This is a genomic window from Streptomyces sp. NPDC039736 (assembly GCF_055596485.1).
On sequence record NZ_JBVIUQ010000001.1, the window covers coordinates 507,693 to 521,225 of the forward strand.

Consider the following 13,533-nt stretch of genomic DNA (forward strand, 5'->3'; position numbering starts at 1 on the left):
CGTGCCGGAACCCGCGACCGACCCCACCGCCGCCCTGCGACTCGGCGTGGACCGCAGCAGCCCGGTCCCGCTCTACTACCAGCTCTCCCAGCAGCTCGAAGCCGCCATCGAGAAGGGGCGGCTGTCGCCCGGCAGCCGCCTGGGCAACGAGGTCGAGCTCGCCGCCCGCCTCGGCCTGTCCCGCCCCACCGTCCGCCAGGCCATCCAGTCCCTCGTCGACAAGGGGCTCCTGGTGCGCCGCCGCGGCGTGGGCACCCAGGTCGTGCACAGCCAGGTCAGACGCCCCCTCGCGCTGAGCAGCCTGTACGACGACCTGGAGGCGGCCGGCCAGCGCCCGACCACCCTGGTCCTGCACAACGCCGTCGAGCCCGCGGCCGCCCCCGTCGCCGCCGCGCTCGGACTCGCCGAGGGGGCCGAGGTGCACCGCGTCGACCGGCTCCGCTCGGCGCACGGTGAGCCCATGGCGTACCTCCGCAACCACCTCCCGCCCGGTCTGCTGCCCCTCGACAGCGCAGAGCTGGAGTCCACCGGCCTGTACCGGCTGATGCGCGCCGCCGGCATCACCCTGCACAGCGCGCGCCAGTCCGTCGGCGCGCGGGCGGCCGGGGCGGCGGAGGGCAAGCTCCTCGGGGAGGACACGGGCGCGCCGCTGCTCACCATGGAGCGGCGGACCTTCGACGGGGCGGGGCGCGCGGTCGAGTTCGGCTCGCACCTCTACCGGGCGTCCCGGTACGCCTTCGACTTCCAGCTCCTCGTGCGGACGTGACGTGCGCACCCGGCGAATGTCCGGACGAACCATTGACGCCGTCGCACGCCCCCCGTTAGAACTCCCCCAGCCGCAACCGGGCGGCGGGGGACACGAGGCGGGCCCACGATGCGTACCACTCGTCAGACGACCGGCAGAGCACCCCGCGGGGCGGTGGTCCTGGCCGCGGCGGCGCTCGTCCTCACCGGACTCACCGGATGCAGCGGCTCCGGCGGCAAGGGCTCCGAGGAGAAGCCGCCCCCGGGGCGGGGCGCGGACGGCAGGGCCGCCGACACCCCCCGCATGAAGATCGCGATGATCACCCATGCCGGCGCGGGCGACACCTTCTGGGACATCGTGCAGAGCGGCGCGAAGGCCGCCGCCGCCAAGGACAACGTCGAGTTCCTCTACTCCGCCGACAAGGAGGGCAAGGAGCAGGCCTCCCTCATCGAGGCGGCGGTCGACCAGAGGGTCCAGGGCATCGTCGTCACCCTCGCCAAGCCCGAGGCGGTCGGCGCGGCCGTGAAGAAGGCCGTCGCGGCCGGCATCCCCGTCGTCACCATCAACTCCGGCGGCCGCCACTCCCGGGCCCTCGGCGCCCTCGGCCACATCGGCCAGGACGAGGCCGTCGCCGGTGAGGGCGTCGGCGAGGAGCTCAACACGCGCGGCCGGAAGAAGGCCCTCTGCGTGATCCACGAGCAGGGCAACGTCTCCCTCGAGGAACGCTGCGCGGGCGTCCGGAAGACCTTCAGGGGCACGGTCGAGAACCTCACCGTGGAGGGCACGAACATGCCCGCCACCACCTCCTCCATCGAGGCCAAGCTCCAGGCGACCAAGGACATCGACGTCGTGGTCACCCTCGGCGCGCCCTTCGCGGACGCAACGGTGAAGGCCAAGGAAGGCGCAGGCAGCACGGCCGAGGTCAACACCTTCGACCTGAACGCGGCCGTCGTGAAGAGCCTGAAGTCGAAGGCGGTCGGCTTCGCCGTCGACCAGCAGCCCTACCTCCAGGGCTACCTCGCCGTCGACGGGATCTGGCTCAACCGCACCAACGGCAACGTCCTCGGCGGCGGCCGGCCCGTCCTCACCGGACCCGCCGTCGTCACCGGAAAAGACGTACCGGCGCTGGAGAAATACACCGCCCGCGGCACCCGATGACGTACCCGCCGACCACACGACGGACCCCCATGCCGGATACTTGGGCGGCCGGGGTCTGGCTCAACACCCCCCGGCCGCACCCAGGAGTACAGCGAGAAGGGCACGACGTCGTGGCAAGGGTTCGGACAGGGGTACGCGCGCTGGGCGCCGTGCTGGCGGCGGTGCTCGGGGTCTCCCTCACCGGTTGCAGCAGCACAGGTGGCAAGCGGGCCGAGGAGCGCGCGGCCGCGGCCGCCGCCCAGGGCAGGGCCGCGGTGAACACCCCCAGGTGGACCTTCGCCATGGTCACCCACTCGGGTGCGGGCGACACGTTCTGGGACATCGTGCAGAACGGGGCCAAGCAGGCCGCCGTCAAGGACAACATCGACTTCCTCTACGCGAACAACGCGGAGGCCCAGCAGCAGGCCCAGCTCGTCGACACGTACATCGACAAGAAGGTCGACGGGCTGATCGTCACGCTCGCCAAGCCGGACGCCATGAAGGACGTCCTGGCAAAGGCGAGGAAGGCCGGGATCCCGGTCGTGACGATCAACTCCGGCACCGAGGAGTCCAAGGCCTTCGGGGCGCTGACCCACATCGGTCAGGACGAGCGGATCGCCGGTGAGGCCGTCGGCGAGGAGCTGACCGGGCGCTCGAAGAAGAAGGCCCTGTGCGTGCTGCACGAGCGCGGCAACGTGGGCCACGAGCAGCGCTGCGAGGGCGTCAAGAAGTCCTTCCGGGGGACGGTCGAGAACCTCTACGTCGACGGCACCAACATGCCCGACGTCCAGGCGTCCATCGAGGCCAAGCTCCAGACCACCAAGGACATCGACTCCGTCGTCACCCTCGGCGCCCCCTTCGCGGACGCCGCCGTGCAGGCCAAGCAGCAGGCCGGCAGCGCGGCCGAGGTCGACACCTTCGACCTCAACGCCAAGGTCGCCGACTCCCTCGCCGCGGGCACCCTGGGCTTCGCCGTCGACCAGCAGCCGTACCTCCAGGGCTACGAGGCCGTGGACCTGCTCTGGCTCTACCGCTACAACGCGGACATGCTCGGCGGCGGCAAGCCCGTCCTGACCGGCCCGCAGATCATCACCAAGGACGACGCGGCCGAGCTGAAGGCGTACACGAAGCGGGGGACCCGATGACCACACCGGCACCGGATGCGGAGGCCGACGAGCGCCTCGTCCACTCCTCGCCCCTGCGCAAGCTGATGGGCCGCCCCGAGCTGGGCTCGGTCGTCGGCGCGATCGCGGTGTTCCTGTTCTTCGCGATCGCCGCCGACAGCTTCCTGCGCGCCTCCAGCCTCGGCACCGTCCTGTACGCGGCGTCGACCATCGGCATCATGGCCGTGCCCGTCGCGCTGCTGATGATCGGCGGCGAGTTCGACCTGTCGGCGGGCGTCATGGTGACCAGCTCCGCGCTGGTCTCCTCGATGTTCAGCTACCAGATGACCGCCAACGTCTGGGTAGGCGTCCTGGTGTCGCTGCTGGTCACGCTGCTGATCGGCGTCTTCAACGGCTTCATGCTGACCCGCACCAGGCTGCCCAGCTTCATCATCACGCTCGGTACGTTCCTGATGCTGACCGGCCTGAACCTCGGCCTCACCAAGCTCATCAGCGGCACCGTCTCCACCAAGGCCATCGGCGACATGGAGGGCTTCGAGTCGGCCCGGGCCGTCTTCGCCTCGCAGCTCACCGTCGGCCCGGTGAACCTCAAGGTCACCATCCTGTGGTGGTTCGTGCTGATCGCCCTGGCCACCTGGATCCTGCTGCGCACCCGCGCCGGGAACTGGATCTTCGCGGTCGGCGGCGAGAAGAACGCGGCCCGCGCCACCGGCGTCCCCGTCGACAAGACCCGCATCGGCCTCTACATGGGCGTCGCCTTCGCCGCCTGGGTCTCGGGCCAGCACCTGCTGTTCAGTTACGACGTGGTGCAGTCCGGCGAAGGCGTCGGCAACGAGCTGACGTACATCATCGCGGCCGTCATCGGCGGCTGCCTGATCACCGGCGGCTACGGCTCCGCGATCGGCTCGGCGGTCGGCGCGTTCATCTTCGGCATGACGAGCAAGGGCATCGTCTACGCGGAGTGGAACCCCGACTGGTTCAAGTTCTTCCTCGGAGCGATGCTCCTTCTGGCCACCCTGCTCAACGCATGGGTACGCAAGCGCGCGGAGGCACGGTCATGAGCACGGTCGCGGAGCAGACACCCGGAACCCCGCTCGTCCAGCTCGACGGCGTCTCGAAGTTCTACGGCAACATCAAGGCCCTGGAAGGCGTCTCCCTGGAGGTCCACGCGGGTGAGATCACCTGCGTCCTCGGCGACAACGGCGCGGGCAAGTCCACCCTCATCAAGATCATCGCCGGGCTGCACCAGCACGACGCGGGCACCTTCCGCATCGAGGGCGAGGAGACCACCCTCGTCAATCCGCGCGACGCCCTGGACCGGGGCATCGCCACCGTCTTCCAGGACCTCGCGGTCGTCCCGCTGATGCCGGTCTGGCGCAACTTCTTCCTCGGCTCCGAGCCCACCAGGGGCCGCGGTCCCCTCCGCCGGCTGGACGTCGCGTACATGCGCGAGACCACCCGCGCCGAGCTGCTGCGCATGGGCATCGACCTGCGCGACGTCGACCAGCCCATCGGCACCCTCTCCGGCGGCGAGCGGCAGTGCGTCGCCATCGCCCGCGCGGTGCACTTCGGCGCGAAGGTCCTCGTCCTGGACGAGCCGACGGCCGCGCTCGGCGTCAAGCAGTCCGGGGTGGTCCTGAAGTACGTCGCCGCCGCCCGTGACGCCGGCCTGGGTGTCGTGCTCATCACACACAACCCGCACCACGCCCACCTCGTCGGCGACCGCTTCGTCCTCCTCAAGCGGGGCGCCATGTCCGGCAGCAGCACGAAGCAGGACACCACCCTCGACGAACTCACCCGGCAGATGGCCGGCGGCAGCGAACTCGACGAGCTCAGCCACGAACTGGAACGGGCCCCGGCCCCCGCCCGGGTCGGCGGCCACCCGGTCGACCCCGCGGCCGGCAAGTCCGGGCCGTAGCCCTCGCGGCACCGTCCGGGGGCCCGCCGGAACGCACGCGGAGCACCCCGTGGCGGCCCCCCGGACGCCCGCCCGGACAGGTTCCTCATGCCCACGGATGGCAGAATCGGCGACGGCGGGCGCCGTCCGCCGCCGGCACATCGGCCCAGCCCCGAGCCGCCGGCCCCCCGACACCCCGCAGGGACGATCCCCCTCGTGCGTTCCCCCCGCCCCTCCCGGACGCCCCACGCGGAAGGCTCCCGGACATGAGCAGCAGCTACCGCGACTTCGCGAACCGCGGCGCCGCCCGCGCCACCGTCCTGCGCACCGTGGGACCCCGCGAGCGCCGCTCCCACCTCACCGCGCCCCGCGTGCCCACCGTCGGCATCGACATCGGCGGCACGAAGGTGATGGCGGGCGTCGTGGACGCCGACGGAAACATCCTGGAGACCCTGCGCACCGAGACGCCGGACAAGTCCAAGAGCCCCAAGGTCGTCGAGGACACCATCGTCGAACTGGTCCTGGACCTCTCCGACCGGCACGACGTCCACGCGGTCGGCATCGGCGCGGCCGGCTGGGTCGACGCCGACCGCAACAAGGTTCTCTTCGCCCCGCACCTGGCCTGGCGCAACGAACCCCTGCGCGACGCGGTCTCCGCCCGCCTCGCGGTCCCCGTCCTCGTCGACAACGACGCCAACACCGCCGCCTGGGCGGAGTGGCGCTTCGGCGCCGGACGCGGCGAGGACCACCTCGTCATGATCACCCTCGGTACCGGCATCGGCGGGGCCATCCTCGAGGACGGCCAGGTCAAGCGGGGCGAGTACGGCGTCGCCGGCGAGTTCGGGCACATGCAGGTCGTGCCCGGCGGCCACCGCTGCCCGTGCGGGAACCGAGGCTGCTGGGAGCAGTACAGCTCCGGCAACGCCCTCGTCCGCGAGGCCCGCGAGCTGGCCGCCGCCGACTCCCCGGTCGCGTACCACCTCATCGAGCGCGTCGGCGGCAACATCCACGAGATCACCGGCCCCCTCATCACCGAGCTGGCCCGGGGCGGCGACGCCATGTGCGTCGAGCTGCTCCAGGACATCGGCCAGTGGCTCGGCGTCGGCATCGCCAACCTCGCCGCCGCCCTCGACCCGTCCTGCTTCGTCATCGGCGGCGGCGTCAGCGCCGCCGACGACCTCCTCATCGGCCCCGCCAGGGACGCCTTCCGCCGCCACCTCACCGGCCGCGGCTACCGCCCCGAGGCCCGGATCGCCAAGGCGCAGCTCGGCCCCGAGGCCGGCATGGTGGGCGCCGCCGACCTCGCCCGCCTGGTCGCCCGCCGCTTCCGGCGCGCCAACCGGCGGCGGGTGGAGCGTCACGAACGGTACGAGCGCTACGCCCAGGTCCTGCGGACGGCCACGACCCCGGCTGCCGCCGCCGCGCCGGGCGGCCCGGAACGTACCGTGGAAGGGGAAGCGACCGCTCCGGCCCCCGCGCACCGGACGGCGCCCGGCACCGCACCCCCCTCCGACCGCGCCGAGAACGCCCAGGGAACCACCGAATGACATCAGCGATTCCGCGCCAGACCCCCTCCCAGGACGCCCCCCACGGCCCCGGGCGCGACGGCAGGGGCAAGAAGGCCAAGCCGCCGGAGACCCGCCGTCACGTCATCGTGCGCCGCACCCTCACCCTGGCCATCATCGTGCTGCTCATCGGCATCCCCGCCGGGTACCTGCTGGTCTCCGCCGAGCAGAGCCGCGAGGGCGGCGTGAACAAGGAGCGCGAGGCCGCCAACGCGGGGCTCACCGTCGGCTGGCCCTCCCAGGTGCAGCGCCGCATCTACCACCTGCCGATCCCGCTGATGGCGCAGAACCTCGCCTACTACGAGACCAACAACTGGAAGACCAACCGGCTGTACGCGCGGTGGGCCACCACCCCCGCCGACCTGGACACCTTCCTCAAGGACATGGGCACCTCCACCGCCGCCCTCAAGGAGGGCGAGGTCACCATCAAGCCGCACGACCGCGCCACCGTCGGCTGGGTCTTCACCCCGCGCCGCAAGTGGTCCGGCCTGGTCTACGCGCAGCAGAAGCCGCTGCCCACCGTGGACATCACCGTCGACCGCACCATCCCCCAACGCCCCTGGGTGTACGCGGTCTCCACCGCCACGCCCTGACTCCTCCCCCTGACGGGGCGGCGCCCCGGCGCCGGCGGGGAGCAGGAGAACGCGCCGTCCTTCCGGGCAGTGGGGGCCACCGCGCTATGACAAAAGTACGTTTCGCGAGGAATGCGGTCGCGATTGCAGGGCACTCAATGAGCGTCGAAGGACTCCGCTTCCCTCTCACGGCAAGGAAACGAACGTGCTGGTGCCCGATCTCAAGACCCTCCGTACCCTCCTCGCCCGGTTCGCCGACGCCCGTGTCGCGCACGCCCAGCACGCGCGGCCCGGCACCGAGGAGGAGCTCCGTGACCTCGCCTACACGCTGTGTGTGATGACGGGAACCAGGGACGTCCGGGACGCGCTCGCGGCGGCGGACCACATGCTGGCGCCGGCCGAACTCCCGGCCACCCCGGCCGCGTCCGAGCGGTCCGGTGAGAGCCTGCCGATGGCGGCCTGAACCCGATGGCGGCCTGACCCCGAGGCCGGGCGCGGGGCGGTCCCGGGGCGCGGGTCCGGAGGGCCTCAGGACCCCGGCTTGGTCCAGGTCGCGGTCGCCGACAGCAGCCGGTGGTCGGAGACCTCGCGGTCCTGCTTCCGCACGTCGGCCTTCACGTTCCGGAAGTCGCCGTCGCTGAAGAAGACGTAGTCGATCTTCTTGCGCTGGAACGTGGGCTCGCCGGACCGGCACCGCGTGTGCTGCGCCGGGTCGCAGGCCCTGCGGTCGAAGTACCGCTTGTCGCGCTCGTCGCCCTCGACGAACCGGCCGTGCCCCCCGCCCGCCTCCGGCGTGTAGAACTCGCCCATCTCGCGGGCCAGGGGGCTGGCGTTGAAGTCGCCGGCCAGGACGACCGGGGTGCCCTGGTGCTGCCACGCCCGCGCCTGCCGGCCGAGTCGGCGGGCCTCGCCCTCGCGGATCTCCTTCTCGTTCCAGTACAGGTGCACGGAGCAGGCCCAGTTGTCGTGGCCCCGCAGGACGCTGCGTACGCAGGGAACTTTGATCTTCTCCTTCTCCCCGCCCTGGGTGAGGTCGAGCACCCGGGTGTCCCTGACCGTGCCCCGCACCAGAACGCCGACGCCGTAGTCCTTGTTCTCGCAGGAGGCGCGGTTGCCCTCCGTCGTGGTGAAGTGCCCGGTGAAGCCATGAGGTCCGAGCCGGTTCACGAGCTCGTCGTACTGGCCCCGGCACAGCTCCTGGAGGTGCACCTGATCGGCCTTCCAGCGCGCACCGACAGCCTCGTCGACCACGACGTCGAGGCGGCGCCGGTTGTCGTACCCCTGGCTGTCCGGACACGAGGCCCCGCAGATGTTGTACGTCAGAACGCGCACCTCCGTGGCTGCGGGGGGCGCGGTGACGGCATGTGGGGCGGGGGCGAAACCGAGCAGGGCCGGCCCGGCGAAGAGCAGGCTGAGGAGTGTGACGGGGCGACGCATGGGACCTCCGGTGCACGGAAGGAAGAAGGAGAGGGGTGCTCCCTGGGGGTATGTCCCCCGGCCGCGCCCCGGTATCGGCCCGCCGCCGCACGCCACACGAATGACTCAGTCGCCCCTCCGCGCACCCGGATGCACGGGCGCCTCACCGGTCGGGACTTTGGACCCGGATGTGCTCCCGGATGCCGGGAACCCCACTGAGTGCCCCTGCCCCAACGATGGTCTGACGGAGGAGTATGAACTGGGTCGCAGCACTGAGGAACCGGATGCGGACCCTGGCCGGACATCCGGACCCGGGGGAGCGGAAGGCCGTCGAGGAAGCCATCCGGATCGAAACCCCCGCGTCGGGCGCCCACTGGCGGTGTGTCGAACGGTGCGTGGTGCGCTGGCAGGTGACGGGGGCGCTGGACTACCCGTGCAAGGTGCTCCTGGAGAAGCCGACGCCGGGCGGCTGGCAGCCCGTGGTGACGCTGGCGACCCTGGTCGACCCGAGGGCCTGCCAGGTCGCGGTGGCCGTGCCCGCGATGCCCGAAGGAACGTACCGGGTACGCATCGACTCGCCGGAACTCACCACGGCGGCCTGCAGCGGGTCTCTGTCCCTCACCCCGTAGCAGCCGACGCGCGCGCGGGCTCCGCGGCCGGTGGCGCACCATGCGGCCCGCCACCGACCGTGGAGCCTCCCGTACCACTGCGGCCGTCCCGCCCGTGGGGCCGGCCCCCTGTCAGTCGTGTGTCAGTCGTGGGCGTGCATTCCGGCGCGCAGCCGGCCGAGGACGCGGGCCAGCAGCCGGGAGACCTGCATCTGGGAGATGCCCAGCGCTCTGCCGATCTCCGCCTGGCTGAGGTCGTGGCCGAAGCGCAGCGTCAGCAGGCGACGGTCGCGGTCGCTCAACTCGGCGAGGAGGGGCGCCAGGCTGTGCAGGTTCTCGAAGAGCTCGATGTCGCGGTCGGGCACGCCGACGAAATCCGCGTGGGTGCCCGCCGATTCGCTTCCGTCGCCCCCGCTGCCGTCCACGGGCAGATCGAGGGAGTGCGCGGTGTAGGCGCTCGCCGCCAGGACGCCTTCGGTCACTTGGGCCTCGGTGAGGTGCAGGAAGTCGGCGAGTTCGGCGATGGTGGCGTCACGGTCGAGACGCACGGCCAGCGTCTCCTTCGCCTTGGCCAGTTCGGTACGCAGCTCCTGCAGCCGACGGGGCACGTGCACGGCCCACGTGGTGTCCCGGAAGAACCTCTTGATCTCGCCGGATATGTAGGGAATCGCGAACGAGGTCAGTTCCGTCTCGCGGGACAGGTCGAAGCGGTCTATCGCCTTGATCAGCCCGATGATGCCGACCTGGACGACGTCCTCCATGTCCTCGCTGTCCCGGCGGCGGAACCGGCGCGCGGTGTAGTGCACCAGCGACAGGTGCATTTCGATGAGGGTGTTGCGTGCGTAACTGTGGCCGGGCGTCCCCTCCTCCAGCTCGTGCAGGCGCAGAAAGAGGAGCCGCGACACTTCGCGGGCGTCTGCCGGGGGATTGCGCCCCTGTTCGTCGCGGCGCGGCAGGTCCGCCTGCCGGGACCCCGCTCCCCGCACCGTCGCTTTCCCCGCCCGCCGCACATCTGCGTTCATCACGCTTCCTTCGCTCGTGATCCCTGCCAACGGAGCGGAAGGTGCCCCCGAGATGGGTACATCACACTTTTCCTACGAAAAATGTGCAAATGCCCACTCTGTGCGTGAACTCGAAGAATCGGACCAAAGCGACCTGGTGGGCTGCCCGGAGCCTCAGTGGGACAGCGTGAACGCGGTGAGGAACCCCAGCACCGTGGTGAGCCCCGTCAGGAGGTGCGCCTCCTCGAACGCCTCCGGAATCATGGTGTCGGCGATCATCGCGAGGATCGCCCCGGCCGCGACCGCGGTGATCGCGGCCAGCACCGCGTCGGGGGCCCCGCCCAGCAGGGTGTACCCCGCGAGCGCGGACAGTCCGCTCACGACGGCGATGGCCGACCAGAGGAGGAAGACGTAGCGGCGGCTGCGCCCGGCCCGTTTCATCCCGGCCGCACTGGCCAGCCCCTCCGGCACGTTGCTGATGAAGACGGCCGCCACCGTCGCCACCCCCACCTGCCCGCCGCCCAGCAGGCTCGTCCCGATGACCACCGACTCCGGCACCCCGTCGAGCAGTGCCCCCAGCGCCAGCGCGCCGCCGGAACCCGGCTGCTGCTCCTCCGACGGCTGCCGGTCCCCGGAGCGCTTGCGGTGCCGCGCCCCACGCCGGGCCAGCAGGACGTTCGCCCCGGAGTACACCGCCGCGCCCGCCACCGCGCCCGCGACCGTGGGGAGCAGGCCGCCCTGCTCCTTCGCCTCGGCCACCAGATCGAAGGCGACGGCCGAGATGAGGACTCCGCTGCCGAACGCCATGATCAGGGCCACCCACCGTGGCGGTACCCGCACCAGGGTCCCGACCGCGGCCCCCAGCACCAGGGCCGCCCCCGCGAACAGCCCCCAGCCGCCTGCCTCCCACGCACCTGCCACCACGACCTCGCTCACTCCATGCCTCTGTGTCCGGACCCCGGCCGCCTACCCCGCCGCACGTGATCGGCACCCGCCGCGCGACACGCGGCCGGGCGCCCCGCAGGTCTGCGGAACGCCCGGCCGCGTCAGGTGGCGGGCTCAGTGCGACGGCGGCGCGGAGCGCGCCTGCTCAGAGCTGCGCCGGAAACCGCTCCCAGACGCGGTGCCTGGCCAGCAGTCCGGTGAGCTCGCCCAGTACTTCGGGGCCGGCCTGGCCCAGGACCACGCCGGGTGCGCTCTGGGGCACTCCGGCCGCTTCCAGTACGGGTGCGGCGTCCGCCCAGCCGCCGATGGCCTTGCCGTGGCGGTAGGCCTCGGAGACCAGGAGCAGGACGCGGGGGTCGGTGACGTGGGCGCGGGATTCGTCGGCCTTGGCGTCGCGGGCGGCGTAGGCGTCCGCGCCCGCCGCGGGGGTTCCGGCCAGCAGGATCGCGTCGAACTCGATGGAGCGGGCGGTGGTGAAGGTGCGCTGGACGGTGACCGGCTCGCCCGTGCCGTCGTCGAGGGTGCCGCCGGTGGCCGCGACGACCAGCGGCACCATGCCCGCGTCCAGCACCGCCTGCCGCACCTCACGCAGACCGGTGAGGTCCTGGCCCGCGACGATCCCGATGATCCGCCCGTCGGCCGGCCACTCACCCCCGACCTGCGAGAGCGCCGGGCTCGGGTCGACCGACGCGTGCGGGACGGTCGCCTCGGGCGCGGGCAGGCCCAGCCCGGTGGCGACCTGGGCGCACAGGTCGGCATCGATGTTGGCGAGGACCTTCAGCGCCCGTTCCTTGATGCCCTGCTCGAAGCACTTGTTCAGCTCGAAGGTGTACGCGGCCACGATGTGCTCGCGCTCCACGGGCGTCATGCTCAGCCAGAACTGGCGCGGCTGGCTGAAGTGGTCGCTGAAGGAGGCCGGCGACTGGCGCACCTTGCGCCCGGCCACCGGCTGGGCGACCTCAACGTAGGCGGACATGTCCTCACCCGCCAGGAAGGGACACCCCCCGTCCAGGGAGTTGGGCTTGTACGGGGCGACCCCGGAGTGGACGGCCGTCTGGTGCATGCCGTCGCGGAGCATGTCGTTGACGGGGGCGTGCGGGCGGTTGATGGGAAGCTGCCCGAAGTTGGGGCCGCCCAGCCGGCTGATCTGGGTGTCCAGGTAGGAGAACAGCCGCCCCGCCAGCAGCGGGTCGTCGGTGATGTCGATGCCCGGCACGAGGTGGCCGGGGTGGAAGGCGACCTGCTCGGTCTCCGCGAAGTAGTTCGTCGGGTTCGCGTTCAAGGTCAGCAGCCCCAGGGGCTGCACAGGCGCCAGCTCCTCGGGGACGATCTTCGTGGGGTCCAGCAGGTCGATGCCCTCGAAGACCTGCTCGGGGTTGTCGGGGAAGACCTGGACACCCAGCTCCCACTGCGGGAACGCCCCCGCCTCGATCGCATCGGCGAGATCACGGCGGTGGAAGTCGGGATCCATCCCCGCGGTGAGCTGCGCCTCCTCCCACACCTGGGAGTGCACCCCCAGCTTCGGCTTCCAGTGGAACTTCGCCAGCGACGTCTTGCCCTGCGCGTTGACCAGGCGGAAGGTGTGGACGCCGAAGCCCTCCATCATCCGGTACGAACGCGGAATGCCCCGGTCCGACATGTTCCACATCGTGTGGTGCGTGGCCTCGGTGTGCAGGGTCACGAAGTCCCAGAACGTGTCATGGGCACTCTGCGCCTGCGGGATCTCCCGGTCCGGATGCGGCTTCCCCGCGTGGATGACATCGGGGAACTTGACCGCGTCCTGGATGAAGAACACCGGAATGTTGTTGCCCACCAGGTCGAAGGTCCCCTCCCCGGTGTAGAACTTCGTCGCGAAGCCCCGGGTGTCGCGCACCGTGTCCGCCGAACCCCGCGAGCCCAGCACGGTGGAGAACCGCACGAACACCTCCGTCTCCACCCCCTCACCCAGGAACGCCGCCTTCGTCACCCCGGCAGCCGTCCCGTACGAGGTGAACGTGCCGTGCGCGGCCGCACCACGCGCATGCACCACACGCTCAGGAATGCGCTCGTGATCGAAGTGGGTGATCTTCTCCCGCAAGTGGTGGTCCTGCAACAGCACCGGACCCCGCTCACCCGCCTTCAGGGAATGATCGGTGTCGTACAGGCGGGCGCCCTGCGCGGTCGTCAGATACGCCTCACGCTGCGCCACCACCTCCTGATCGACACCGGTCGCCTCACCCGTCGGGCTGACCGTCGCGGGACCCCGCTGGTCCGGCTTCGGCGGCAACGGCCCACGCACCTGCGTCGGCTCCTCCACCGGCACCGGCACCGGCGCCGGACGACCCGGAACATCTGCGTTCGGCGCAGCTGCCCCCTTCTCGCCGGCCTGCTTGTCGGGGTGGTCTGCGGCGCTGCTGGCGCTGGAGCGGTCCACGGGGATTCCTTCCACGTACCAAGATCGGTTCCGGAGTCGTACGTCTGCTGGGTACCCCCGTCGCACAGCCCAAACGGGGAGAACAGGGCGGAAAGCAACCTTTCCAAGGA

General features: G+C 71.4%; 12 protein-coding genes and 1 pseudogene. 9 read left to right on the top strand and 4 right to left on the bottom strand.

Features of this window, described 5'->3' with window-relative positions:
* The first annotated feature begins 46 nt into the window (after positions 1-46).
* From ACZ56L_RS02160 to ACZ56L_RS02195, 8 genes and pseudogenes are all read left to right on the top strand, one after another.
* The gene (locus tag ACZ56L_RS02160) at positions 47-766 is read left to right on the top strand and encodes a GntR family transcriptional regulator (RefSeq protein ID WP_345219046.1); all 720 of its coding nucleotides are present in this window, start codon (positions 47-49) and stop codon (positions 764-766) included.
* 108 nt (positions 767-874) lie between these two features.
* Positions 875-1,903: a substrate-binding domain-containing protein gene (locus ACZ56L_RS02165; RefSeq protein WP_471060544.1), complete on the top strand. Its 1,029-nt coding sequence runs from the start codon at positions 875-877 to the stop codon at positions 1,901-1,903.
* Positions 1,904-2,013: 110 nt separating this feature from the next.
* Entirely contained in the window at positions 2,014-3,027 is a 1,014-nt protein-coding gene (locus tag ACZ56L_RS02170) for a sugar ABC transporter substrate-binding protein (protein WP_468683004.1), read from the top strand.
* Positions 3,024-4,067, top strand: coding sequence for an ABC transporter permease (locus ACZ56L_RS02175; protein ID WP_468683002.1), 1,044 nt, complete (start codon positions 3,024-3,026; stop codon positions 4,065-4,067). Before ACZ56L_RS02170 ends, ACZ56L_RS02175 begins: the two co-directional genes overlap by 4 nt.
* On the top strand, positions 4,064-4,924 hold the full coding sequence (locus ACZ56L_RS02180) for an ATP-binding cassette domain-containing protein (RefSeq protein ID WP_471060548.1): 861 nt from the start codon (positions 4,064-4,066) through the stop codon (positions 4,922-4,924). Before ACZ56L_RS02175 ends, ACZ56L_RS02180 begins: the two co-directional genes overlap by 4 nt.
* Positions 4,925-5,169: 245 nt before the next feature.
* Positions 5,170-6,330, top strand: a pseudogene (locus ACZ56L_RS02185) (ROK family glucokinase); the annotation flags it as partial.
* 116 nt (positions 6,331-6,446) lie between these two features.
* Positions 6,447-7,061: a sugar kinase gene (locus ACZ56L_RS02190; RefSeq protein WP_345218011.1), complete on the top strand. Its 615-nt coding sequence runs from the start codon at positions 6,447-6,449 to the stop codon at positions 7,059-7,061.
* Positions 7,062-7,245: 184 nt separating this feature from the next.
* Positions 7,246-7,503 (top strand): DUF5133 domain-containing protein, encoded by a 258-nt coding sequence (locus ACZ56L_RS02195; protein ID WP_345218013.1) that lies wholly within the window; start codon positions 7,246-7,248, stop codon positions 7,501-7,503.
* A gap of 65 nt (positions 7,504-7,568) precedes the next feature.
* Here ACZ56L_RS02195 and ACZ56L_RS02200 read toward each other — a convergent pair whose 3' ends face one another.
* Positions 7,569-8,477, bottom strand: coding sequence for an endonuclease/exonuclease/phosphatase family protein (locus ACZ56L_RS02200; RefSeq protein ID WP_345218016.1), 909 nt, complete (start codon positions 8,475-8,477; stop codon positions 7,569-7,571).
* Positions 8,478-8,710: 233 nt separating this feature from the next.
* Between ACZ56L_RS02200 and ACZ56L_RS02205 the strand changes: the two genes are divergently transcribed.
* Complete coding sequence (locus tag ACZ56L_RS02205) at positions 8,711-9,085, top strand: hypothetical protein (protein ID WP_401758805.1); 375 nt, start codon at positions 8,711-8,713, stop codon at positions 9,083-9,085.
* A 122-nt stretch (positions 9,086-9,207) separates the two neighbouring features.
* On the opposite strand, the gene ACZ56L_RS02210 is transcribed toward ACZ56L_RS02205, so the two are convergent.
* The 3 genes from ACZ56L_RS02210 to ACZ56L_RS02220 form a co-directional block, all read right to left on the bottom strand.
* Complete coding sequence (locus ACZ56L_RS02210; RefSeq protein WP_471060553.1) at positions 9,208-10,086, bottom strand: SigB/SigF/SigG family RNA polymerase sigma factor; 879 nt, start codon at positions 10,084-10,086, stop codon at positions 9,208-9,210.
* Positions 10,087-10,239: 153 nt separating this feature from the next.
* Positions 10,240-11,001, bottom strand: coding sequence for a ZIP family metal transporter (locus ACZ56L_RS02215; RefSeq protein WP_471060556.1), 762 nt, complete (start codon positions 10,999-11,001; stop codon positions 10,240-10,242).
* A 154-nt stretch (positions 11,002-11,155) separates the two neighbouring features.
* Complete coding sequence (locus ACZ56L_RS02220) at positions 11,156-13,423, bottom strand: catalase (RefSeq protein WP_471060559.1); 2,268 nt, start codon at positions 13,421-13,423, stop codon at positions 11,156-11,158.
* Between the last annotated feature and the right edge of the window lie 110 nt (positions 13,424-13,533).

Coding starts and splice junctions, on each gene's coding strand:
- ACZ56L_RS02165 (WP_471060544.1), top strand. CDS start 875: ATGCGTACCACTCGTCAGACGACCGGCAGAGCACCCCGCGGGGCGGTG.
- ACZ56L_RS02175 (WP_468683002.1), top strand. CDS start 3,024: ATGACCACACCGGCACCGGATGCGGAGGCCGACGAGCGCCTCGTCCAC.
- ACZ56L_RS02180 (WP_471060548.1), top strand. CDS start 4,064: ATGAGCACGGTCGCGGAGCAGACACCCGGAACCCCGCTCGTCCAGCTC.
- ACZ56L_RS02190 (WP_345218011.1), top strand. CDS start 6,447: ATGACATCAGCGATTCCGCGCCAGACCCCCTCCCAGGACGCCCCCCAC.
- ACZ56L_RS02200 (WP_345218016.1), bottom strand. CDS start 8,477: ATGCGTCGCCCCGTCACACTCCTCAGCCTGCTCTTCGCCGGGCCGGCC.
- ACZ56L_RS02205 (WP_401758805.1), top strand. CDS start 8,711: ATGAACTGGGTCGCAGCACTGAGGAACCGGATGCGGACCCTGGCCGGA.
- ACZ56L_RS02210 (WP_471060553.1), bottom strand. CDS start 10,086: ATGAACGCAGATGTGCGGCGGGCGGGGAAAGCGACGGTGCGGGGAGCG.